At 44.7% G+C, this 20,835-nt stretch carries 24 protein-coding genes; 18 read left to right on the top strand and 6 right to left on the bottom strand.

The window, feature by feature from the left end:
* Window positions 1-105 precede the first annotated feature (105 nt).
* Window positions 106-1,083, bottom strand: coding sequence for a COX15/CtaA family protein (locus CYJ37_RS16420; protein ID WP_101550695.1), 978 nt, complete (start codon window positions 1,081-1,083; stop codon window positions 106-108).
* 534 nt (window positions 1,084-1,617) lie between these two features.
* On the opposite strand from CYJ37_RS16420, the gene cyoE reads away from it, so the two are divergent.
* The 8 genes from cyoE to CYJ37_RS16380 all read left to right on the top strand — a co-directional run bounded on the left by cyoE (window position 1,618) and on the right by CYJ37_RS16380 (window position 9,643).
* Window positions 1,618-2,556, top strand: coding sequence for a heme o synthase (cyoE, locus tag CYJ37_RS16415; protein ID WP_101550692.1), 939 nt, complete (start codon window positions 1,618-1,620; stop codon window positions 2,554-2,556).
* A 110-nt stretch (window positions 2,557-2,666) separates the two neighbouring features.
* The gene (gene coxB / locus CYJ37_RS16410; protein ID WP_009791127.1) at window positions 2,667-3,734 is read left to right on the top strand and encodes a cytochrome c oxidase subunit II; all 1,068 of its coding nucleotides are present in this window, start codon (window positions 2,667-2,669) and stop codon (window positions 3,732-3,734) included.
* A gap of 25 nt (window positions 3,735-3,759) precedes the next feature.
* On the top strand, window positions 3,760-5,637 hold the full coding sequence (ctaD, locus tag CYJ37_RS16405) for a cytochrome c oxidase subunit I (RefSeq protein ID WP_022543683.1): 1,878 nt from the start codon (window positions 3,760-3,762) through the stop codon (window positions 5,635-5,637).
* Window positions 5,637-6,266 (top strand): cytochrome (ubi)quinol oxidase subunit III, encoded by a 630-nt coding sequence (locus CYJ37_RS16400; RefSeq protein ID WP_009791129.1) that lies wholly within the window; start codon window positions 5,637-5,639, stop codon window positions 6,264-6,266. The genes ctaD and CYJ37_RS16400 overlap by 1 nt, the downstream gene beginning before the upstream one ends.
* Before the next feature lie 4 nt (window positions 6,267-6,270).
* A complete protein-coding gene (gene ctaF / locus CYJ37_RS16395; RefSeq protein ID WP_035401058.1) occupies window positions 6,271-6,606 on the top strand; it encodes a cytochrome c oxidase subunit IVB in 336 nt (111 codons plus the stop codon).
* A 185-nt stretch (window positions 6,607-6,791) separates the two neighbouring features.
* Window positions 6,792-7,703: a cytochrome c oxidase assembly factor CtaG gene (gene ctaG / locus CYJ37_RS16390; protein ID WP_101550690.1), complete on the top strand. Its 912-nt coding sequence runs from the start codon at window positions 6,792-6,794 to the stop codon at window positions 7,701-7,703.
* A 159-nt stretch (window positions 7,704-7,862) separates the two neighbouring features.
* Entirely contained in the window at window positions 7,863-8,330 is a 468-nt protein-coding gene (locus tag CYJ37_RS16385) for a DUF420 domain-containing protein (RefSeq protein ID WP_009791133.1), read from the top strand.
* A gap of 137 nt (window positions 8,331-8,467) precedes the next feature.
* Window positions 8,468-9,643: a GNAT family N-acetyltransferase gene (locus tag CYJ37_RS16380; protein ID WP_101550688.1), complete on the top strand. Its 1,176-nt coding sequence runs from the start codon at window positions 8,468-8,470 to the stop codon at window positions 9,641-9,643.
* A 111-nt stretch (window positions 9,644-9,754) separates the two neighbouring features.
* On the opposite strand, the gene ytvI is transcribed toward CYJ37_RS16380, so the two are convergent.
* On the bottom strand, window positions 9,755-10,813 hold the full coding sequence (ytvI, locus tag CYJ37_RS16375; RefSeq protein ID WP_101550687.1) for a sporulation integral membrane protein YtvI: 1,059 nt from the start codon (window positions 10,811-10,813) through the stop codon (window positions 9,755-9,757).
* Between the two features lie 194 nt (window positions 10,814-11,007).
* The gene (locus tag CYJ37_RS16370) at window positions 11,008-11,367 is read right to left on the bottom strand and encodes a YugN family protein (RefSeq protein WP_009791136.1); all 360 of its coding nucleotides are present in this window, start codon (window positions 11,365-11,367) and stop codon (window positions 11,008-11,010) included.
* A gap of 338 nt (window positions 11,368-11,705) precedes the next feature.
* Between CYJ37_RS16370 and CYJ37_RS16365 the strand changes: the two genes are divergently transcribed.
* Together CYJ37_RS16365 and CYJ37_RS16360 are read left to right on the top strand one after the other, a co-directional pair.
* Window positions 11,706-12,137, top strand: a complete 432-nt coding sequence (locus CYJ37_RS16365; RefSeq protein ID WP_009791138.1) for a CBS domain-containing protein — start codon at window positions 11,706-11,708, stop codon at window positions 12,135-12,137.
* Between the two features lie 487 nt (window positions 12,138-12,624).
* Window positions 12,625-13,650, top strand: coding sequence for a CAP domain-containing protein (locus CYJ37_RS16360; protein ID WP_101550685.1), 1,026 nt, complete (start codon window positions 12,625-12,627; stop codon window positions 13,648-13,650).
* A gap of 43 nt (window positions 13,651-13,693) precedes the next feature.
* Here CYJ37_RS16360 and CYJ37_RS16355 read toward each other — a convergent pair whose 3' ends face one another.
* Window positions 13,694-14,083 carry a hypothetical protein gene (locus CYJ37_RS16355; protein ID WP_009791141.1) on the bottom strand — a complete coding sequence of 130 codons (390 nt, stop codon included), beginning with the start codon at window positions 14,081-14,083 and terminating at the stop codon, window positions 13,694-13,696.
* A 10-nt stretch (window positions 14,084-14,093) separates the two neighbouring features.
* Window positions 14,094-14,579 (bottom strand): PaaI family thioesterase, encoded by a 486-nt coding sequence (locus CYJ37_RS16350; RefSeq protein ID WP_009791142.1) that lies wholly within the window; start codon window positions 14,577-14,579, stop codon window positions 14,094-14,096.
* Window positions 14,580-14,722: 143 nt separating this feature from the next.
* On the opposite strand from CYJ37_RS16350, the gene CYJ37_RS16345 reads away from it, so the two are divergent.
* The 5 genes from CYJ37_RS16345 (at window position 14,723) to CYJ37_RS16325 (ending at window position 16,846) form a co-directional block, all read left to right on the top strand.
* Window positions 14,723-15,121 carry a YlbD family protein gene (locus CYJ37_RS16345; protein WP_009791143.1) on the top strand — a complete coding sequence of 133 codons (399 nt, stop codon included), beginning with the start codon at window positions 14,723-14,725 and terminating at the stop codon, window positions 15,119-15,121.
* Between the two features lie 17 nt (window positions 15,122-15,138).
* Entirely contained in the window at window positions 15,139-15,381 is a 243-nt protein-coding gene (locus CYJ37_RS16340; protein ID WP_009791144.1) for a YlbE-like family protein, read from the top strand.
* A 139-nt stretch (window positions 15,382-15,520) separates the two neighbouring features.
* Window positions 15,521-15,934 (top strand): hypothetical protein, encoded by a 414-nt coding sequence (locus CYJ37_RS16335; RefSeq protein WP_101550683.1) that lies wholly within the window; start codon window positions 15,521-15,523, stop codon window positions 15,932-15,934.
* 59 nt (window positions 15,935-15,993) lie between these two features.
* Window positions 15,994-16,434, top strand: coding sequence for a YlbF family regulator (locus CYJ37_RS16330; protein ID WP_009791146.1), 441 nt, complete (start codon window positions 15,994-15,996; stop codon window positions 16,432-16,434).
* A gap of 136 nt (window positions 16,435-16,570) precedes the next feature.
* A complete protein-coding gene (locus CYJ37_RS16325) occupies window positions 16,571-16,846 on the top strand; it encodes a YlbG family protein (protein ID WP_009791147.1) in 276 nt (91 codons plus the stop codon).
* Window positions 16,847-17,093: 247 nt separating this feature from the next.
* Here the strand turns inward: CYJ37_RS16325 and CYJ37_RS16320 are convergent, their stop codons facing one another.
* Entirely contained in the window at window positions 17,094-17,483 is a 390-nt protein-coding gene (locus CYJ37_RS16320) for a DUF7147 family protein (protein WP_094769948.1), read from the bottom strand.
* A gap of 251 nt (window positions 17,484-17,734) precedes the next feature.
* On the opposite strand from CYJ37_RS16320, the gene CYJ37_RS16315 reads away from it, so the two are divergent.
* From CYJ37_RS16315 to coaD, 3 genes are all read left to right on the top strand, one after another.
* Window positions 17,735-19,153, top strand: a complete 1,419-nt coding sequence (locus tag CYJ37_RS16315) for a hypothetical protein (protein WP_101550680.1) — start codon at window positions 17,735-17,737, stop codon at window positions 19,151-19,153.
* 604 nt (window positions 19,154-19,757) lie between these two features.
* Window positions 19,758-20,327: a 16S rRNA (guanine(966)-N(2))-methyltransferase RsmD gene (rsmD, locus tag CYJ37_RS16310; protein ID WP_101550679.1), complete on the top strand. Its 570-nt coding sequence runs from the start codon at window positions 19,758-19,760 to the stop codon at window positions 20,325-20,327.
* A gap of 2 nt (window positions 20,328-20,329) precedes the next feature.
* Entirely contained in the window at window positions 20,330-20,818 is a 489-nt protein-coding gene (coaD, locus tag CYJ37_RS16305) for a pantetheine-phosphate adenylyltransferase (protein WP_022543689.1), read from the top strand.
* Window positions 20,819-20,835: the final 17 nt, after the last annotated feature.

The raw sequence follows: 20,835 nt of genomic DNA, 5'->3' as shown, positions 1-20,835 counted from the left end.
GAAAGAAAAAATATAGCAAAAGAGGATGGGCAGCCGGTGAGCTGCCCATCCTCTTTTTTATGAATACAGCAATGAAGCATTTTTTTAAAGCTGTTTCATCGGTCCTTATTGAACAGGAACAGACCGGTGTGCCGCATTGTTTTCTTTTTCAGCTTCAGGCGGCACGCTTGCAAGTGCTGCGGCGTTTTTCCTGCTCCTTGCAGTAAGGAGGATAAAATAGCTGAAAACACCGAACAGGCATGAGATGAAGAAGGCATGTCCAAGTGCAATGAACAAGTTGAGGCGGGATATAACAACCATCGCTCCAAAAGCAACCTGAAGGGACACAAGGATAAAGGATATAATCCATCCCCAGAACACGACCTTCTGGTGGCGGTAATGCCTGACGGCCAATATGGTGATATAACCTACCCAAAGAAAAATAATTCCGGCAGCAGCCCTGTGGCCCATCTGTATCCATTCATACATATTGCCCGGCAGCATAATGCTGTCATTCAGGCAGAATGGCCAATCGCGGCAAACAAGGCTGGCATTGGTATGCCTGACGAGGGCACCGCTGTACACGACCGCATAAGAATAAATCGTAATGCCGATGATATGCTTTTGCATCCGTTTATCCAGAACAAGCTTTTCCGCCTGGAACTTTTTATCCACCTCAAAAATCAAAAGTGTGAGGAGCAGGACTGAAGCAAAAGATATCAGGGAAATCCCGAAATGAAGGGCCAGTACAAAATCTGACTGCCCCCATTTAACCGCAGCTGCTCCGATCAGACCCTGCAGGACGAGAAAGAAGAAAGAGACAAGAGCAAGGAATTTTGTTTCTCTTACATGGCCCAGCGCTTTCCAGGACCAGACCGAGAGCACCAGGACCAGTATGCCGACCCCGCCGGATACAACCCGGTGGGCCAGTTCGATGATCAGCTCCGGCGTTATATTGCTCGGGATGAGCTCTCCGTGGCAGAGCGGCCAGGATCTTCCGCATCCCATCCCGGATTCAGTTTTTGTCACAAGAGCCCCTCCAAGGAGCACCATCAGCATTCCGATCGTTGTCAGCACTGCAAACCATTTAAGCAAACGCTGCAATCATGTCACCTTCTTTTAAATTAATTTCATAAATTGCCATAATAGACTTAATCTGTATAATAATAGGGTATAATAGTTCAGGTGAGGCAGCCGGCGCATCGTATCACGAAAACGCTGACTGTTCGATACTACACAATTATGGAGGATTTTACAACTCCCCGGCAGCATATTCCGGCTATAATCTATTATTCATTCAAGTCAGTTGTACTAATAGGTAAGATCTCCGTAATGCTTCAATTATATATTATGCTAAAAAAGTAACCAGTTACAATGTTTGTCATCTCCTCGACACAAATTAGTCATAATTAATTCGAAAAAAATTCACAAAAAAACGCCAAAGTATGATTTAATATACAGAGGCATAGTTATTTTTCTACACAAACTTTTGACAATTTTTATGACATTTGAATAGTAATAACTGCTATTTCGATTAGCATTCCCTCGTTTTCTGTTGCAAATATAGCATCGTATTACTTATAGTAGTTGTAGTGTAGAAAAGCTTTATTTGTGATAAGGGTTAAAGGAGGAGAAGTTATGTCAAACACAAGGGCTTTCAGTGAAGCTGCTTTAGAAAACAGTGAACGAAGCCTTCAAGCCAATATACCGGAGACAACTGCATGGAAGGATTTCCTGGCGCTCATCAAGGTAGGTATAATCAATTCAAACATGATCACTACCTTCACTGGTTTGTGGCTGGCCCTTCATTTTACAGATCAGCATTTTTTCAACAATCTTGATATTGTTTTTTATACACTGGTCGGATCTTCACTGATCATTGCGGGTTCCTGTGCATACAACAATTACTATGACCGCGATATCGACCATTTGATGGAAAGGACAAAAGACAGGCCTACAGTTACAGGAAAGGTCAGCCCGGGCAGGGTGGCACTGCTGAGCATATCCACCATCGCATTGGGAACCTTGCTGCTGCTCCTTGCATCACCCGCAGCTGCTGTAATTGGATTGATAGGCGTCTTTAGTTATGTAGTCCTCTATACAATATGGACTAAGCGCAAGTATGTTTCCAATACAATCGTAGGAAGCATTTCCGGAGCAGTGCCGCCGCTGATCGGCTGGGCTGCAGTTGACGGAAACCTGGACATGATAGCTTGGGCGCTGTTCCTTGTTATGTTTGCCTGGCAGCCTCCTCATTTCTACGCACTTGCCATGAGGCGTGCAGAGGAATACAGGGCAGCAGGCATACCGATGCTTCCGGTTGTAAAAGGGTTCCGCACTACGAAAAAACATATTTTTGCATGGCTGGCTGTGCTTCTGCCCCTGCCGCTGATGCTTACATCTCTCGGTCTTCCATTCCTGATCCTTGCTTCGGCATTGAATGTCGGCTGGATAGTCCTTGGGATCTATGCCAACAAATTCAAGGATGATATTAAGTGGGCAAAGGCAATGTTCATTTACTCGCTTCAATATCTGACGATTATGTTTGTGGCAATGGTGATCGTTACACTTATTTAACCTACGTTAGGAGATTCCCTTCCGCGCATAAGCGGGGGAGGGAATTTATCCATATTTTTTTTGATCAAACAACAAAAGAAATTTTTTACGAAAGAGGGGTTTGATTAAGCATGAAAAGGCTTGCAAAATGGCGTCTTGCATCACTGTTTGCAATTTTGACGCTCATTCTTTCCGGGTGCGGCGAACCGTTTTTGTCCACGCTTCAGCCTTCCGGGGAAGTTGCGAAAACGCAATATGACTTAATGCTGCTGAGCACGGCGATTATGGTGGGAGTAATTGTCGTTGTCACGGTGCTTTTCCTGGTTGTTATTTTTAAGTTTCGCCGCAAAGACGAAAGAATTCCAAAACAGGTTGAAGGAAGTCACAAATTAGAAATCATCTGGACAGTTATTCCTATTCTTCTGCTTCTTGTTCTGACCGTTCCTACAGTAGCACAGACTTTCAAGCTTGCGGATGTTTCTCCAATGGAGAAAAAGAACGAAGAAGGGAAAACGGATGCATTGGTTGTCAATGTCCGTGCAAATCTTTACTGGTGGGAATTTGAGTATCCAAACCAGGAGATCATCACTGGGCAGGAACTTGTCGTTCCAACTGGTGAAAAGGTTTACTTTAATCTGAAGGCATCTGATGTTAAGCATTCATTCTGGGTCCCTGCAGTCGGGGGCAAGATGGATACGAACACTGATAATGTCAATAAGTTCTATCTGAAGTTCGATAAAGAGAGCTCTGATGTTGCAGGGGATCTTTTTTACGGAAAATGTGCGGAGCTTTGCGGACCTTCACATGCTCTGATGGACTTCAAGGTGAAAGCAATCTCTGGCGAAGAGTTTGATCAGTGGGTTGCGGATATGCAGAATGCAGAAGAGCCTCAGCCTCAGTCAGAAGTTGCACAGCAGGGTCAGGAGATCTTTAACAACAGCTGTATCGGCTGTCACGCTGTGACTCCTGTGGATGGAAGGCCGGAGCAGGCAAGGCAGGCTCCAAACCTTGCAAACTTTGGCGAGCGCGACCGTGTTGCCGGTATCCTGGATCACAATGAAAAAGAATTGAAGAACTGGCTGAAGGATCCTGAAGCTTATAAGCCGGGGAATAAAATGACTGGTACATATGGCCAGCTTTCAGATGAGGAGCTTGACGCTCTGACAGAATATCTGATGGGCCTTAAAGTTCAGGAGTAACGAGTTCGAAAGGGAGGTAAAACTTGTGAGTACCTACGCTCAGAAGAAAGGATTCGGCGCCACTTTATGGGACTATCTAACAACAGTGGACCATAAGAAAATCGCGATCCTTTATCTAATTGCCGGCGGTTTCTTCTTTATAGTGGGTGGACTTGAAGCCATGTTCATCCGTATTCAGCTGGCAGTTCCAAACAATGATTTCTTAAGTGCCGGCTTGTACAATGAGATATTGACAATGCACGGTACAACCATGATATTCCTGGCAGCTATGCCATTGATCTTTGCTTTTATGAACGCAGTCGTTCCTCTTCAGATCGGTGCGCGGGATGTAGCGTTCCCGTTCCTTAACTCACTTGGGTTCTGGCTGTTCTTCTTTGGAGGAATCTTCCTTAATCTGTCATGGTTTTTAGGAGGGGCTCCAGATGCTGGTTGGACGTCTTACGCTTCCTTATCGATGGCATCTGAAGGCCACGGGATCGATTTCTATGCACTCGGACTGCAGATTTCCGGTGCTGGTACCCTTATCGGGGGGATTAACTTCCTTGTAACGATTGTCAATATGCGTGCCCCTGGCATGACATATATGCGTATGCCATTGTTCACATGGTCTACATTTGTAGTATCTGCACTTATTCTGTTTGCGTTCCCGGCTCTTACTGTCGGTATCTTTCTATTGATCTTTGACCGCATGTTCGGCTCTAATTTCTTTGATGTTGCCAACGGCGGAAACACAGTTATCTGGGAGCATTTATTCTGGATTTTCGGACACCCTGAAGTATATATCCTGATTCTGCCTGCTTTCGGTATTTTCTCTGAGATCTTTGCTACTTTCTCAAGAAAAAGGCTGTTCGGATATTCTTCCATGGTATTCGCAACGGTATTGATCGGTTTCCTTGGCTTCATGGTATGGGCTCACCATATGTTTACAACAGGGCTCGGGCCAATTGCCAACGCTATCTTTGCTGTAGCGACAATGGCGATCGCTGTTCCTACAGGAATCAAGATTTTCAACTGGCTCTTTACAATGTGGGGGGGAAGCATCAGATTTACAACACCGATGCTTTATGCAGTAGCCTTCATTCCTTCCTTTGTTGCCGGCGGGGTAACAGGGGTTATGAACGCAGCTGCTCCAGCCGATTACCAGTTCCATGACAGCTACTTTGTTGTAGCTCACTTCCACTATGTAATCGTTGGCGGTGTTGTTCTTGGATTATTGGCAGGCCTTCATTTCTACTGGCCAAAAATGTTTGGAACCATGCTGAGCGAAAAGCTTGGAAAGATCACTTTCTGGCTGTTCCTGATCGGTTTCCATCTGACATTCTTTATCCAGCACTTCCTGGGCTTGATGGGTATGCCTCGCCGCGTATTCACATTCCTGCCTGGACAGGGGCTTGAAACAGGAAATATGATCAGTACAATTGGTGCATTCTTCATGGCAGTTGCCGTGCTGATTTTGCTTATCAATATCATTGTGACAAGTGTTAAAAATGTTAAAGTCGGGAATGACCCTTGGGGAGACGGGCGCACACTGGAGTGGGCTATCCCTTCACCGCCGCCATTCTACAACTTTAAGCAGACGCCGCTTGTCCGCGGTTTAGATGCATACTGGCTTGAAAAGATGGAAGGCAAGAACGCGTTGACGCCTGCAGAGCCGATCGGCGATATCCATATGCCTAATTCATCTTTCATTCCATTCATGATTTCGTTTGGACTGTTCGTAGCTGCCTTTGGTGCAATGTACCACGGCGACGACGGCAACAACTGGGGCATTCCTGTCCTGATTCTCGGCATGGCCATTACACTGGGCTCCATGTTCCTGAGATCTGTCAAGGATGACCACGGCTTCCATATTCATAAAGAAGATTTACTTAAAGAAGATGATGACAAGGGGGTAAAGGCATAATGCATACAGAAGAAAAAATGACTGTAGAAACATGGCCTGCATCGCCTGAGAAACAAACCCTCGAAGCAAAGAATAAATTTCTGGGCTTCTGGTTCTTCCTTGGCGGGGAGACGGTGCTTTTCGCATCTCTCTTCGCAACCTATCTTGCTTTAAAAGATAAGGTTCCGGGAACAGAACATGCCCTGGCTAAGGACCTGTTTGAATTGCCGCTCGTCTTTGCAGCTACCATGCTTCTATTGACGAGCTCACTGACAAGCGTTTACGCCATGTACCATATGAAAAATTTCAACTTCAAGAAGATGCAGCTCTGGATGTGGATCACCGTTGCCCTCGGCGCTGCGTTCCTTGGACTGGAGATTTACGAATTCAATCACTATGTGCATGAATACCACCATACATTCACAAGCAGTGCTTTCGGTTCAGCCTTTTATACGTTGGTAGGCTTCCATGGAGGACACGTTGCATTCGGTCTCCTGTGGATCACAACACTGCTGATCCGCAACTCAAGACGGGGATTGAGCCTTTACAACGCTCCAAAATTTTATGTCGCAAGCTTATACTGGCATTTTATTGACGTTGTTTGGGTATTTATCTTTACAGTAGTATACTTAATGGGAATGGTGGGATAAACTGATGGCGAATCAACAACCGAACTCAGGTAACCCAAGAGTAGACATTGAATACCGTCGCAAGAAAAGTGCAGAGGAAATGAGAATGCAGGTCATCACTTTTGCCCTGATGATTTTCCTTACGCTTGTAGCATTTGTAGCTGTTGGCTATGAGGAATTTTCGGCATGGTTCATCGTGCCGTTCATCCTGATCCTTGCAGTTGTGCAAGTTATCTTCCAGCTTTATTATTTCATGCATATGAGCCATAAGGGCCATGAGGCTCCTGCACTGTTCCTGTATTCCGGCTTGCTCGTGGGTGCAATTACAGTATTGGCTTTCATGACAATTATCTGGTGGTAAAAAAGAAATCGGCTTTTAGCCGATTTTCTTTTTTTTGTATGAATAAGGAGATTTGATGAACTTTGTGCAGGGCTTGCCTGCAGTAAGCTGTGTATTATTGAGTTTCATCTCCAGCAGCGGTATAATGGCTTTGTACATGCATTTGACAGTGCAAGCGACAATATTACTTTAAGAGGTGGCAAGCGATGCTTACACTAGACATATTCGGTTTTAGAGCGCTTTGGAGTCCTTATTTCTTTATAGTCATGCTGGCAATCCTTGCAGCCTATTTTCTGCTGACAGTAAAATACCGGCAGCGATTCAGCGGGAGCACCACTCTTTCAGCCAAACAGGCAGTTCTGTTTACGGCTGCTATCATTCTTGTGTATGCAGTAAAAGGCTCACCGGTAGACCTGATGAGCCATATCACCTTTTACGCGCATATGATTCAGATGTCGATACTATATCTGATTGTACCGCCCCTTTTGATTACAGGGATCCCGGAATGGCTATGGCGAAAGATACTGGCACCGGCAAGTATTCAAAAAGTTTTCAGGTTCTTAACAAAGCCCCTGATAGCCCTGATTTTGTTCAATGGAATTTTCTCCATTTACCATATTCCATTGATCTTTGACGCAGTCAAGACGAATATGTGGCTTCATGGCGGCTATTCTATACTTCTGTTCATCCTTGCCGGGCTGATGTGGTGGCCTCTTGTGAATAAACTTGAAGAATACGAATCCTTGAATGGGCTGAAGAAGGTCGGGTATATTTTTGCTGACGGCATTCTTCTTACACCTGCTTGTGCGCTGATCATTTTTGCAGACACACCTATTTACGCGACCTTCTCGGATCCGCGTGCCTGGGCTGATGCCATGCATCTCTGTGTTCCTTCAGCCACGCTGGCTTCGCTCAATTTGAGCGGTCCTGAAATGTTCAACAGCATGTCTGCCCTCAATGACCAGCAGCTTGGCGGCGTTCTTATGAAGGTATTCCAGGAAGTTGTATACGGGGTTGTCCTCGCTCAGGTCTTCTTCCAATGGTACAAGAAGGAACAGCAGGAAACTGAAGCAGAACTTAAGGCTTCCAGATCGCTTGATCCGCAGATTGCCGAGTAGGAAAAAATCTCCCAGGCCGGGAGATTTTTTCTATTAAATGGTATCTGGATTTATGAACAATTAGGGAACATTGCTGAAAGAAGCGGATTGTTTATTGAAAAATCGCCGCTGTTTTAATAGAATTGATTTTGTAAACATGAGTCCAGAGAGGAAGTTATTATGAACTATTCATTGCCTGTTTTGCCTACAATCAGCACCACGTTCATTGTATTGAGCGCTGTTACAGTAGCGATCGGCTGGTATCAGATCCGCCAGCGGAAAATAGAAGCGCATAAAAAGACAATGCTGCTGGCGGCAGTATTTGCTATCATTTTCTTCATTATTTATGCGAGCAGGACGGTTTTTATCGGCAATACTGCCTTTGGAGGGCCGGATGATATAAAAATTTATTATACCTTATTTTTGATTTTCCATATTACATTGGCTACTACAGGAGCAGTATTCGGCATTGTCACACTGCTGACCGGCTATACGAATAAATTGGAAAAGCACCGAAAAATTGGTCCGATAACAAGCATCATCTGGTTTTTTACGGCGATAACAGGAGTAGCTGTTTATCTGCTGTTATATGTGTTCTATCATGGCGGGGAAACCACATCAGTCATTAAAGCAATTTTAGGATTCTGATTAAGCTCTGCAGTCCGCTGCTATACAAAAGGGAGGCTCCGCTTGACGGTGCCTCCCTTTTACTGTCTTATGATTCTGAATGAAGGAAATACAAGCCACTCTATAGAATAGATAAAAGTAGAATGGAGGCAATCATAGTGGAAATAAAATTATTGCAAGAGGATTCATTTGATGAAGCCATCAGGCTTTCCAGTTATGCTTTTCAATATCATGTACCAGAAAGTGATTTCCCTAAAAGGAAAGAAACAATGAGGAAACATAAGATATATGGAGCCTATGAAGATGGAAAACTGGCTGCCAAGCTTCACTTACTGGACTTAAAAGTTAAAATTCAGGACAAAGAATGGAAAATGGGCGGAATAGCAGGAGTGGCCACCTTTCCTGAGTACAGAAGAAGGGGCTATGTATCAGGACTAATGCGCCAGGCTCTGTCGGCTATGAAGGAAAATGGGCAGATAATATCCTTTCTCCATCCCTTCAATATTCATTTTTACAGGAAATACGGATGGGAACTGGTTTCTGACCAAAAAAGAGTTGAAATCAATAAAATAGATTTACATATGATCGGCCAGCTGTCCGGAAGGATCACCAGATTTAACAAAGATACCCATGATGCAACAGCAGAAGAGATATACGACCGCTTCACCAGCAAGTTTTCCGGCATGCTTGTCAGGGACAGGGACTGGTGGCTCAAGAGTGTTTATTCCGACTATCAAATTGCGGTATGGCAAACGGATGAAGGAAGGCCGGAAGGTTATATTCTTTACAAGGTTGAAAAGAGCATCCTCGACATTCAGGAATTAGCTGCTTTAACTGCTGAAGCTCGGATTGGTTTGTGGAACTTTATCTGCCAGCATGATTCTATGGTTGATAAAGTAAAGGTGCTTACATCGGTCCACGATCCTTTCCCGTACTATCTCAAGCAGCCAAAGCAGCATATGGAGGTCACCCCTTATTTTATGGCACGGATTGTAGATCTTTCAATGGCATTGGGCACCTATCGATTTAACGGAATTCCGGAACAATCATTGTTCCTGCATGTTGCAGACGAATTAGCTCCCTGGAACACAGGGACCTATCAGCTGTCAGCCAATGGTGTTCAATACTTTCCGCCAAAAGAGGGGGGCAGCTGCGCCCATCCCCCAAAGAGAGGGCTGCAATTGAGCATCAATGCACTGACGGCTGTTATCACTGGATACAAGCGGCCGATTGAGCTGTATGAACTTGGAGAGATAAAGGGATCTGCAGAAGATGCTGACATATTTGAAAAAATGGTTCCCCATCAAAAAGCGTTTTTCTATGATTTTTTCTAACAATAATTTTGAGCAGCATGAGTTTGGGTAAGCTGCCGAATCTCTTTAACTTCAGTAAAAAAACAAGCAGGGATCTTTTATATAAGAGCCCTGCTTGTTTTTTGAAACTGTTTAAACTTTGAAATCCATCTTAATCAGCCCTGCTTCTTTTGCAGAATTGAAAGCAATCAAAATAAGCGGCCCGATGATAAAGCCAAGAATGCCAAGGAGCTTAAGCCCGAGATACATGGCTATCAAGGTGGAAAGTGGGGAGAGCCCGATGTGGGTTCCCATTACTTTTGGCTCTACGGTTCTTCTGATGATGAGCAGGACAGCTGCCAGGACGGCAAGCTTCGTGCCCAGAACCACATCCCCTGTCAAAAGATGAAACAGCGCCCACGGCCCGAGTATAACAATTGAGCCTATGATCGGAATGAAATCAATGATCCACAGGACGAGCGCCATGACCAGTGCGATATCCGGCGCTATGATAAGAAGCCCGACAAGACTCACAAAAAAGATGATCAGGCTTACGAGGAACTGTGCCTTGAAAAAGCCCAGTACAACATAAGAGAGACGGGATGTCATGAAAGAGACCTTATCGGCTGTCTTTTCTGTCAAGTGGTTGTAGGCACCACGCCGGAGCCTCGGAAGGTCGATCAGGAACAGGAATAATGCAATTAAATAAACAAGGAAGCTGACAAGATAATTCGGGATATTGGTCAGCAGCGCCTTCACATTATCAATGCTTACATATGCAACCAGTTCAGTTTTCGTTTTATTCAGGAAAGTCTGTACCTGGTTGCTGATCTCATCCACCACATCTTTTGGAAGATCTTCTGCAGCACGGGTGAACTTTTCCTCTGCATCAAGCCAAGCATTGTTTATTTCATTCACATATTCCGGAGCATTTTCAACCAGCTTAATGGCTTCGGTGATCACTTTTGTCGTAATAAAATATCCGGACAGTCCAATAAACAGAACAAAAGCAATGAAAACGATCATGACGGAAATTCTTCGTTTGATGTTAAGTTTTCCCTGCAGAAGCTTTACGAGCGGTTCAAGCATGAGTGCTGTTATAAAAGCAACAATCAGCGGGACGGAAACAGGGAGGATGAAATAGAAAAGCATGCCTATTAAGATTAGCCCAATAAGCCAGATGAAAAAACGTTTTGTAAAAAAACCGGACAAGGTGAAACTCCTTTCCAAATCACTGAGGGTTTAGCTTCAGATATTGATTCTTTAAACTGAGATATATTATTATATTATATTACGCAGAACTGCTGGCCTACAACTGATTTTGTCCGCTTTTTTATCTGGAAAAAAAGACGCATGGTTTCATGCGTCTTTTACAGTGCTTCCCATTGTAATGCGGTTCCTGCAGCTTACAGTGCAAACCCTTTAACTTTGCTCTGGATGTCTGCAAGGGTTTTTTCGCATTGGCTGACCAGTGTCTTAGGGAAGCTTTCTCCTTCTCCATACTCAATTCCATGGGGATAATAATGCTTTCCTAATAAAGGAGTCATCAGCTGGATAACGGCTTTATGGGAGCCGATATCCCCTTCCGCTGCGTAACCGAAGACACGCAGATAGAAAACGCCTTCTTTTAATTCAAACTTGCGGTCGTATGTAACTCTTTCATAATCCCATTGGCCTTCACGGACCAATCCATGTTCAAGCATCACTTCATCAAGACGTGTAAGGTCTGCTTTCAGTTCTTCCAAACCAGTATTTTCGAACTTCATCTTTGTCCCTCCTGAAAAACAATGCCGTCCTTTTGGACAGCGATTCTGTAAGTAAAGGCAACCAGCGGCCAAGCCTTTCAAAAAAGGCATCCCGGGACTATAAGCAATGAAATCGGGACCCTTTTATCTCAAATTTAATAATAGTAGAAAAATGTCAAAGTTGCAACGAATAGATGAAGAAAACTTAAAACAGTCACAATTATGCTGGTCTTTATGGCTGTCCTTATTTTGCCGCTGCAGTACATAATTATCCCTTGACTGGAAAACCTATCTTTTAGCGAATCTGTCTGCCCCTCTGAATGAGGCGGCAGGCAGGAATCAAATAAGGAGGGCTTATAATGAAGAAAATTGGCGATATAATGACAAGAGATGTAGATTGCTGCACTCTTCTGGACAATATGTATGAGGTAGCTTTGAAAATGAAGGAGCAGGATGTCGGCGCCATCCCGATTGTGGATGCTGACAGGCTTGTAGGGATGATTACAGATCGGGACATCGTGGTAAGAGGGGTGGCAGAGAAGCATCCGGGATCTACAAAAGTGGAGGATATCATGAGCAGTGATCTTGTTACAGTCTCGCCTGATGCCAATATCAGCGAAGCATCAAGGATCATGGCTGAGCATCAGATCAGGAGGCTTCCTGTCGTAGAAAACGGCAAACTGGCCGGCATCATATCCCTCGGCGACCTTGCCGTCAGCAGCCGCACCAACGCCCAGGCCGGAATGGCCCTCACAGACATCTCTGAACACGAAAATGAAGCAACTCAATAAACTGCTTAGTAAATTTTTTATTTGGATTAAAACCTTGTAGCAGGTCAGAAATCTAATCTATTGCGATTGATTTTCAAGATTAGTTTAATTTTGTTAATAGGGCTGATGATTTCCGCTCCAGACACTTCGCTTTCCGCGGGGCGGAGTTGAGCCTCCTCACGCTTACGCGCTGCGGGGTCTCAACATTTCCGCTGCTGTCCCGCAGGAGTCTACGTGTCTTCCTCTACAATCATCAGGGTTTCAAAATTTAATTGCTGCCCGAGCTTAACCTAATAATAATTTACTTTAGGACTGCTTAAGCAGTCTTTTTGTGTTTTCAATGACAAACCTGCAATTTTGTCATTCTATTCTATTAAAAAGAAAGTTGAAAATGATATAATAATCTATATACTGCGGCATATAATGATAGAAAAGATAGAAAAGACGGCAGGGAGGGGGCTGGAGTCTGCTAAAATTAATCCGTATTTTAATTATTGTATCCATTTTTTTGGTGATTAGTTTTTATTTTAATATATCATCAGACCCTAAAGACGAACTCCTGATCAGTGATGAGGAAACGAAACCCCAGAAAGACGATTCTCTCAGCGAGCAAAATATGATTGACGAATCTTCCTTAAAGCTTCCGGGGGAGGGCCTGTCATCGCTTATTGGCAAAAATGCCTCTGATCTGCAGGTCTTGCTTGGTGACCCGGAACGTAAAGACCCATCAGAATATGGCTATGAATGGTGGATTTATAAGAAAGGCACCAGCCAGTATGTTCAGGCGGGCGTATTGGATGGAAGGATTGTCACGCTGTTTGCCACAGGGCCCGATGCTGACGTGAGTCCTTTCCATATAGGTCAGCCGGTCAGCGAAATTTATTCTTCTGTGTTTATTGACACTAATATTAATTTTCAATACAAAGGCAGCTCATACCGGTTTGAACTCTCTGAAGACGATCTGAATACCAGGCCGCTCATCAAGGCCGGAAATATTTATGCACAGCTTTATATCGACCGTTTCACAGGCGAGCTGTCCAGCATCAGGTATATGGATGCCCCGACGCTTGTAAAGCTCCGGCCTTATGAACTGGTATACAGGGGTGACCTGATAGAAGCCGAGCCTTCAGAGCAGGCAGAAAAGAGGCTGATTGAAGAAGGCAATGAAAAACAGATATTCGACATCAGCAACTTTATCAGGGCAAGGCATGAATTGAATGTGCTTGAATGGGACGAAGCTACTGCAAAAGTAGCTTATGAGCATAGCAGGGATATGTTTGAAAGCAAACAGTTTTCCCATACCTCGGAAAAATACGGCGAGCTGTCGGACAGGCTTGAGGCTGGGGAGGTTTTTTATCAGATGGCTGGCGAGAATATCGCTGCTCACTATGTGGATGCTCCCGCAGTAGTTGAAGGCTGGCTGAATAGCAAAGGCCACAGGGAGAGCCTGCTAAACCCGGATTTCACCCACCTGGGCGTCGGCGTGTACGACAGGCATTATACTCAGAATTTCATACAGAAATGGCAAGAGTGAAGATAGTCAAAGAGGCCTCCGGACTGCCGGGAGCCTCTTTTTTTTAGTCTGTTTCAAGGGATGCTGTCTGATTCAGTCCTTTTTTGGGCATTGAACGGTTTACAATGAAAATATCTTTCTGCCATTTCCCGAAAAGGATAATAAATTCGCCCTCTTTAAAACCGGGATACCTGAATTCTTGATCTGCTGCCTGCAGCTTTCTGGCTATGATTGTCTTTGCTGAAGCCTGGAGGCGCATTTCAAGCACCCAAACATACAGATGATGATAATAGCGCTGCTTTTCAAGGTGAAGCGCAGTGACTTTCCCTTCAATCACAGCTTCTTCAGGGACCATGCCAATACTTCTCCATTCTGCTTCGGAATTCCGCCTTTCCTTCCTCGTGACCCAGAAGAAGTATAAGCATATAATAGGGATGACAATGGCGGTGACCATAGCGCCCTCCTTATTTTTTTTCTATAACAAAAAAGCTGCCAGTAGCCTGTGCGATCTTCCGTCCGTCAGCCCTGTATACATCAGCAGAAAGAACCATGGTCTTCGTGCCTTTGTGGCTGAGGGCGGCTGTACATATAATGTTTTCGCCTTTACCGACAGCCAGATAGTGGATATTCAGCTGTGTGGTGACTGCCCCATAGCCCTCAGGCAGAAGGGAGTTGGCAAGGGTGCCCATTGCTGAATCGACAGCAGTGGCCGTGATCCCTCCATGCACGATGCCGAGTGTATTATGCAGGAGGGGGGAGACGGGCATTGTAATTTTGCATTCCTGTGCTGTGATGGTCCGGTCCATATGCAGGATGCCGCCTATATAGGAGCTGTTTATGTTATCCTGCTTCTTCTTCACTCCGGCAAGAAGTGTGTGCAAAACCTTCCTGTCGTCATCAGTGGCCTGTTCAAGGCAGGCTTCGAATAAATCCCTTAGCTGCTCATCCATAAATATCACCTTTCACATGCTTTCTGCTTCATATCTTATCATTTAATTGGCATTTTTTGCATCTGTGAAAGACAGCTTTCACATTTCATGAAGCTTTTTCATATGGTAAAGTAGGCGAATGCATCAGATGAGGTGATTGGATTATGACAGTAAAGAAACTTCATCCTTCCGTTGCGCAATTCAAGGACTTCGTAAAATCCAGGCCGCATATCATAAAAGAAGTAAGAGATGGAAAGTCGACGTGGCAGGATCTATACGAAGATTGGTACCTTCTCGGTGAGGAGGATGCCAGATGGGGCGAATCGGATCCTGGGGCAGAAGTGAAGGAAGAGGAGAAAAAAAGCGACTGGATGTCCACGGTGATGGGCACCGTCAAAAAAATGGATCCCGGCCAGGTGCAAGGATATATTAATAATCTCAGCCAGGCCCTGTCTGCGGTCCAGGGCGTAATCTCCCAATTCCAGACAGGAGGCCAGACCCCAGGCTCACAAAGCCCGGTCCAGGCAAAACCGCCAAATCCTTTTTCATTCCGGAAAGATTGATTTAAGGCAGGTGTGAGATGAGAAGAGATATCCTTGACTATTTAGAGCAGAAAAAAGAACTGAAGCAATTTATTAGAGAACAGCCCCAATGGTATCGCACTTTGTCCAGGAATCCCCAGGAAATACAAGCGCTGGAGGTTGCCGCACTGCATTATTATAAAAGAACGATCCCGCATCATGTTGAGAAGTTCACCAATGGCGTCCAGATGGCTTCCATGATGATGAGCATGTTTCAGGCAATGAACTCACAATCTTCATAGTAAGCTCTTCTCCCGGGAGAAGAGCTTTTTTCATCGTGTTTTAAAAAAAGATTCGCTCTCTCTTTGAAAATTTCTGCTCATAAACAGCTGCCTTCCAAGAAAGACTAGTAATAGCCTGGTGGCAAAGGAGGAACAAGAAATGAAAAAAGTAATCGCCTTGTTCATTGGAATCGGAGCAGTGCTGGCTGCCGGATGCGGCAAAGATTTGCCGGAGCCGGAGGCAAAGCTGTTTGAAACAGCGGATATTGGGGCTAAAAACATTTCAGCAGCAGGGCTGGAGGAAAAGGAGAGCCCGCTATTTGTTAAATATACAATCCATGGCAGTGACCTATACATAGACTGTATCGTTACAGGAGTTTCTTTCCGGGATGGTGCAGGGAAACAGCAAGGGAAAATCCTGCTGTATGCTGACGGAAAGAAAGTGCGGGAAGTCCATGCTGCTTCCTTTTCGGTCAAAGGGCTCGCAAGCGGACTCCATCACATAAAGGTGAAAGTAGTTTCAAAAGGAAGTACTGTGGGGGCAGAAAAGGAATTTACTGTAAAAATACCTTAAGCACATACTTCGCAATTTAACATATTCATGATAGAATATGAATCGGAGGTGGGCTTTTCATGCTTGCAACAACCGAAAGAGTCGAATTGCTTGAGAGAGCTGACCAATTATCGGCCATGATTCTTACATCAGAAGCGGCGGAGCAGTACCGCGCTTGTTTATATAAAGTGAAAAACAGCAGGGAGACTCAAAGGAAAATTCAAGCCTTTGTAAAAATGAAGGAGCAGTACGAAGAAGTGCAGCGCTTCGGAAGGTATCATCCTGATTATAAAACAGTGATGATGAGCATCAGGGAAGTGAAAAGGGAGATGGACATGGATATTCATCTGGCTGAGTTCAAAAAGGCTGAAACAGATCTGCAAAGCCTGCTTGACGAAGTCAGTCTCATCATTGGAAAGTCTGTCTCGGAAAGTGTTAAGGTGCCGACTGGCAACCCGTTCTTTGACTCCAGCTGCGGAGGCGGCTGCGGATCAGGCGGAAGCTGCAGCTGTTCCGCATAAATCAGCATGGCCCGGGAGCTTGTACTCCCGGGCTTTTTGCATTCCGCAGCGGCACATAAGTCTATAAGCTTTTCTTGATATATGCCTTTTTGTTTGCTAGACTATAAAAAACTGCCAAATTGAAGGGGAAAATTATATGCTAGGTCAGCGACAGGGAATCATTGTTTGGCTTTATTCTCTTAAGCAGGCAAAAATGCTGAGACGGTTTGGAAATGTCCACTATGTTTCCAAAAAGCTGAAGTATGCGGTCATTTACTGCGATATAGAGGATACTGAGGCATTGATCCAAAAAATTTCATCCTATTCATTCGTAAAAAAGGCTGAGCCTTCCTATAAACCGTTCCTGAAGACAGAATTCGAAAATTCGAAGCCGGATAAAGCGAAAGAATACGATTATAAAATGGGTATTTAAAAAGGCAGGGAGAAATCCCTGCCTTTTTTCTGATGAACAAACAATTCAATTCTGCTGCGATGAGCCTTCTGTCCTGAAGTGCCTTAAGCTTGTCGGGTCTGATCAAGGCTTTTCCGCATTTCTATTTGTCCAGCTCCAAAGCCTAGCCCCTCGAGTCTTAAGCCCCTCCAGGATTGAAGGCTAAGAACGCCTTCTATCCTGAAGTGTCTTAAGCTTGTCGGGGCTGATCAAGGCTTTTCCGCATTTCTTAGTGCAGCGGCTGAATATAATGGTTCAATCTGAGAATGCCGATGAGGTACTGATAGAATAATTCTTTTTCTGCAAAGAGTGCAGAAGGCTTGACTTCCAGCCGGATCATTTCCTTTTCGCAATCATCAGCTAAATCCTTAAATAATTGAAACCTGGCGTTGGGAGCTTTGTCAGGATGGGGGATACCTTCCCGGCAAATATACAGAGGCTGGAATTTCCCTGTCTCGGCAGGCCTGAGCACCGCGGCGACCGATGTCATCTCTTTCCCTTCATAAGCGGATTGAAATGCTATCAAATGCTGCAGCCGATGTTTGTTAGAACGGACAATTTCAAGTAATTCATATATATCGGAATAGCCTTCTCCCAATTCAATAAAACGCTGGATCACATAGATTCCTCCTGGTTAATATGAAAAAATTTAATGAATCTCCTGATACTTTATCACTAAGCAGAGTGTTTGAGAAGCCTGCACTCTAATCTGGAAACGGGTCCTCTGGCGGAAAATTATAGAAAGAACGAAAAAAACTCAAATCACGAATCAGGATAAAAGTTTCATGAAATCGTAAAAAAAAGGATAGTCCTGGTCAGGTTCATTTGCTATTGTATGAATAAAGAATTATTTTTCGAAGGGGAATCGGCATGTGGAAAGGATTGTTTCTCAGTTTTTTGGCATTAGGGACTGTAATCGGCGCAATGCTGTTCTTTCAGTGGAATGCCTACTCCAAACAGTCAGAGCCTTCTAAGGTGCTGGAGTCAGCCCAACAGGAGCTGACAATAGAAACAACACAAGATCAATTATTCGTTACACAGACTATAAAAGGCCTGTCGAAAGGCAAAGAATACAGAACTGTCAACACAGAAAAGCAGTTCAGATGGGAATGTCCCGGCATAGAAGGGAAGGGATGCAGCTCTTCTGATGAGGATCCGTCCACATTCATTTCTGAAGACGGCAGCCTCACCTTCGAATATATAATCCCTGTGGGCGCTTCTCCAGCCGCGTTCCTGCTGACTGATTGGACGACCATGATTCCTGATGTTCACATAGATGATACACTCACCGTCATTGTAGATTCCTCCAGAAGGTCCGGAACCTGGTCTGCCGGCGGCCGCCCGGAAGGGTACAAGCAGGGAGAGCTGATCGATTATTATGTGTTTGAACGGGAAGGAGACGCACCGGCAGTCTTCTGGCAGGCTGAAAAGCTGAACACTTTTGAGGCAGGCGATAATATCATCTTTTTAGCTGCGGAAAAAGAAAACGGACTTGCCATAGCTCCGGAATCGGCGGAGAAAATGGCAGATCTTCCGTTCTTAACTTTAATACAAACCAGTTCCTATAAAGAAGCTGCCGGCAGCGGACTAATGATCATCAATCCCGGAACTGATCCAAATGAGCTGATGGCTAAAATTCTGTCTCAAGCTCTAAAAGAGAAATTCAGCGGGACACCTCCTGGTGAAACCTGGCTGCTGGATTTAGCAACTTCGGCAGCACTCTCACAGGAGCCTGGCTCTGAAAAGGCAAAAAGTCTTCTGGCAGGGCTGAAGGAGGTCATGGGTGAAGAAGGAATGGAACGATTTTACTCTTACGTTAAAAACTCGGATTCTCTTAATGCGGAACAGCTGGATCGTTTCCTTGTAAGTGAGCTTGGAAAGGATACAAGCTATTTCACCTTGAACAAAGATGAGAAAGCTCCTTATATTCCTTTTTATTTTGCCGATGAGCGGAATATAGATGTCAATGGGACAGAGTCAGATTTGGAGGCAATCGGCCTGGATGGAAAAACATATTTTCCATTTATTAAAACTGCAGGGCTGCTTGGATTCAAAGCGGAAAAAGTTTCTGCTAAAGAAATTTTCCTTCAGGGGGCAGGCAATAATAGCTACCGTTTCTATCTGGACAAAAACATTTTCATATACAATGAAGAGGACTACGGGCTCCTGGAGAATCCGCTGGTAACAGTAGGATCAGAGCTTTTTATGGACAGTCACTGGCTGGAAGCACTATTTAAAATTAAAGTTGCCGAAGATGAACACAGGATTTCTATCGAAAAAGGCAAATAAGAAAAGCTGGCGATGCCAGTTTTTTTCATTTGTTCGTCTGTTAAAAGAAAAGAATGTACCGATAACTATCTAATTTCAAACTTTCCAGCACTCCCGCCATTCTTTTGGCAGAAACAGAAAAAAACCCTGCATTCCTGCAGGGCCCTTCTATATCCCATAGGGACAGAAGGCAAAGGGAGAGGAGAAACCGGAGGAAGAACTTATGGGGAAACGTAAGTCTTCTCCGCGGTTGGCAACAACACCCTCGAATAGATGTTGTTACTTACATTATTTCCATAAAGAACACGGTTATACACCTTTTGGGAACATTTTTTGCAGTTAAGGAAATTTACTAATCCAGCGCCTGCCCCTCGAGTCATAAGCCAAGCCCCCCAAAAAGGCAAAGAACGCCTTTTCGGGTGTCTTGTCTTAAGGCCCCCAGGATGGGGTCATGCAGACGTTGCCACAGGACGTGGCGTTCTTAGTCTGCGTTCCTTAAGTGAGCAAGGCGCTTCCGCTTTTCTAATGAATCCGCTTTCAAATAGCCTGTTGGCGGCATGGGGCGAATTGTGTTAGGATAAATAAGAAAATAAGGGAAAATGTCAAATGATTGTGGTGATGAATGATGAGAGTGGTGTCAGGTGAATGTAAAGGCATTTCTTTAAAAGCAGTGCCCGGAAATACAACAAGGCCAACCACCGATAAGGTTAAAGAAGCTATTTTTAACATGATTGGGCCGTATTTTGATGGCGGAACCGGACTCGACCTTTTTGCCGGCAGCGGAGGCCTCGGAATTGAAGCTTTAAGCCGGGGGCTGGAAAGCGTGATTTTCGTTGACCGGGAAGGAAAGGCAATCAAGACGGTCCATGAAAACCTGGAAGCCTGCGGCCTAGAAGAAAAGGCGGAGGTTTACCGGAACGATTCTGAAAGGGCATTGAAAGCGATTGTTAAAAGGGAAATTTCCTTTGACTATATCTTCCTGGACCCTCCTTATAAAAAACAGCAGCTGTTGAAGCTGATGGAATTGATCGGCCGGCATTCCCTCCTGAAAGAAGAGGGAGTTATCGTTTGTGAACATGCTTCAGATATAGAGCTGCCGGGTGAGACAGGGAATTTTGTAAAAACTAAAAGCGAGACATATGGAATAATAGCAGTTTCAATTTTTACATACAGCAACGGTAATGAAGGAGGATGACAATGGCAAGCATTGCAGTTTGTCCGGGCAGCTTTGATCCCATTACATATGGCCACCTGGATATCATTAAAAGGGCCTCGAAGGTTTTTGACCAGATTCATGTGGTCCTGCTTAATAACTCATCCAAAAATCCGCTTTTTTCTGTTGATGAGCGCATCAGCCTGATCAGTGAGGTGACGAGGGAATTCCCCAATGTGAAAGTGGACTCTTTCCAGGGACTGCTTGTTGACTATGCAAAAGGGGTCGGGGCAAGTGCAATCATCAGGGGCCTCAGGGCGGTTTCAGATTTTGAGTATGAGATGCAGATTACATCAATGAACCGGGTCTTGAATGAGGAAATAGAAACGTTTTTCATGATGACAAACAACCAATTTTCTTTTCTAAGCTCCAGCATCGTCAAAGAAGTGGCTAAATACGGCGGAGATATTTCCGAGCTTGTGCCAGAGGCTGTCCAAAAAGCGCTCAGCGGGAAATTCAGTCTTCAGCAGTAAAAATAACCGGCGTGTGC

Source organism: Bacillus sp. UMB0728 (assembly GCF_002858875.1).
In the GTDB taxonomy this organism is placed as follows: Bacteria; Bacillota; Bacilli; order Bacillales; family Cytobacillaceae; genus Bacillus_AB; species Bacillus_AB infantis.
Note: the sequence above shows the minus strand (reverse complement) of the source record. Positions and strands in the feature narration are given on the sequence as shown.

Excerpts from the sequence above, each read along its gene's own strand:
- cyoE (WP_101550692.1), top strand. The coding sequence starts at position 1,618 with ATGTCAAACACAAGGGCTTTCAGTGAAGCTGCTTTAGAAAACAGTGAA.
- coxB (WP_009791127.1), top strand. The coding sequence starts at position 2,667 with ATGAAAAGGCTTGCAAAATGGCGTCTTGCATCACTGTTTGCAATTTTG.
- CYJ37_RS16400 (WP_009791129.1), top strand. The coding sequence starts at position 5,637 with ATGCATACAGAAGAAAAAATGACTGTAGAAACATGGCCTGCATCGCCT.
- ctaF (WP_035401058.1), top strand. The coding sequence starts at position 6,271 with ATGGCGAATCAACAACCGAACTCAGGTAACCCAAGAGTAGACATTGAA.
- ctaG (WP_101550690.1), top strand. The coding sequence starts at position 6,792 with ATGCTTACACTAGACATATTCGGTTTTAGAGCGCTTTGGAGTCCTTAT.
- CYJ37_RS16385 (WP_009791133.1), top strand. The coding sequence starts at position 7,863 with ATGAACTATTCATTGCCTGTTTTGCCTACAATCAGCACCACGTTCATT.
- CYJ37_RS16370 (WP_009791136.1), bottom strand. The coding sequence starts at position 11,367 with ATGAAGTTCGAAAATACTGGTTTGGAAGAACTGAAAGCAGACCTTACA.
- CYJ37_RS16365 (WP_009791138.1), top strand. The coding sequence starts at position 11,706 with ATGAAGAAAATTGGCGATATAATGACAAGAGATGTAGATTGCTGCACT.
- CYJ37_RS16355 (WP_009791141.1), bottom strand. The coding sequence starts at position 14,083 with ATGGTCACCGCCATTGTCATCCCTATTATATGCTTATACTTCTTCTGG.
- CYJ37_RS16350 (WP_009791142.1), bottom strand. The coding sequence starts at position 14,579 with ATGGATGAGCAGCTAAGGGATTTATTCGAAGCCTGCCTTGAACAGGCC.
- CYJ37_RS16345 (WP_009791143.1), top strand. The coding sequence starts at position 14,723 with ATGACAGTAAAGAAACTTCATCCTTCCGTTGCGCAATTCAAGGACTTC.
- CYJ37_RS16340 (WP_009791144.1), top strand. The coding sequence starts at position 15,139 with ATGAGAAGAGATATCCTTGACTATTTAGAGCAGAAAAAAGAACTGAAG.
- CYJ37_RS16335 (WP_101550683.1), top strand. The coding sequence starts at position 15,521 with ATGAAAAAAGTAATCGCCTTGTTCATTGGAATCGGAGCAGTGCTGGCT.
- CYJ37_RS16330 (WP_009791146.1), top strand. The coding sequence starts at position 15,994 with ATGCTTGCAACAACCGAAAGAGTCGAATTGCTTGAGAGAGCTGACCAA.
- CYJ37_RS16325 (WP_009791147.1), top strand. The coding sequence starts at position 16,571 with ATGCTAGGTCAGCGACAGGGAATCATTGTTTGGCTTTATTCTCTTAAG.
- CYJ37_RS16315 (WP_101550680.1), top strand. The coding sequence starts at position 17,735 with ATGTGGAAAGGATTGTTTCTCAGTTTTTTGGCATTAGGGACTGTAATC.
- rsmD (WP_101550679.1), top strand. The coding sequence starts at position 19,758 with ATGAGAGTGGTGTCAGGTGAATGTAAAGGCATTTCTTTAAAAGCAGTG.
- coaD (WP_022543689.1), top strand. The coding sequence starts at position 20,330 with ATGGCAAGCATTGCAGTTTGTCCGGGCAGCTTTGATCCCATTACATAT.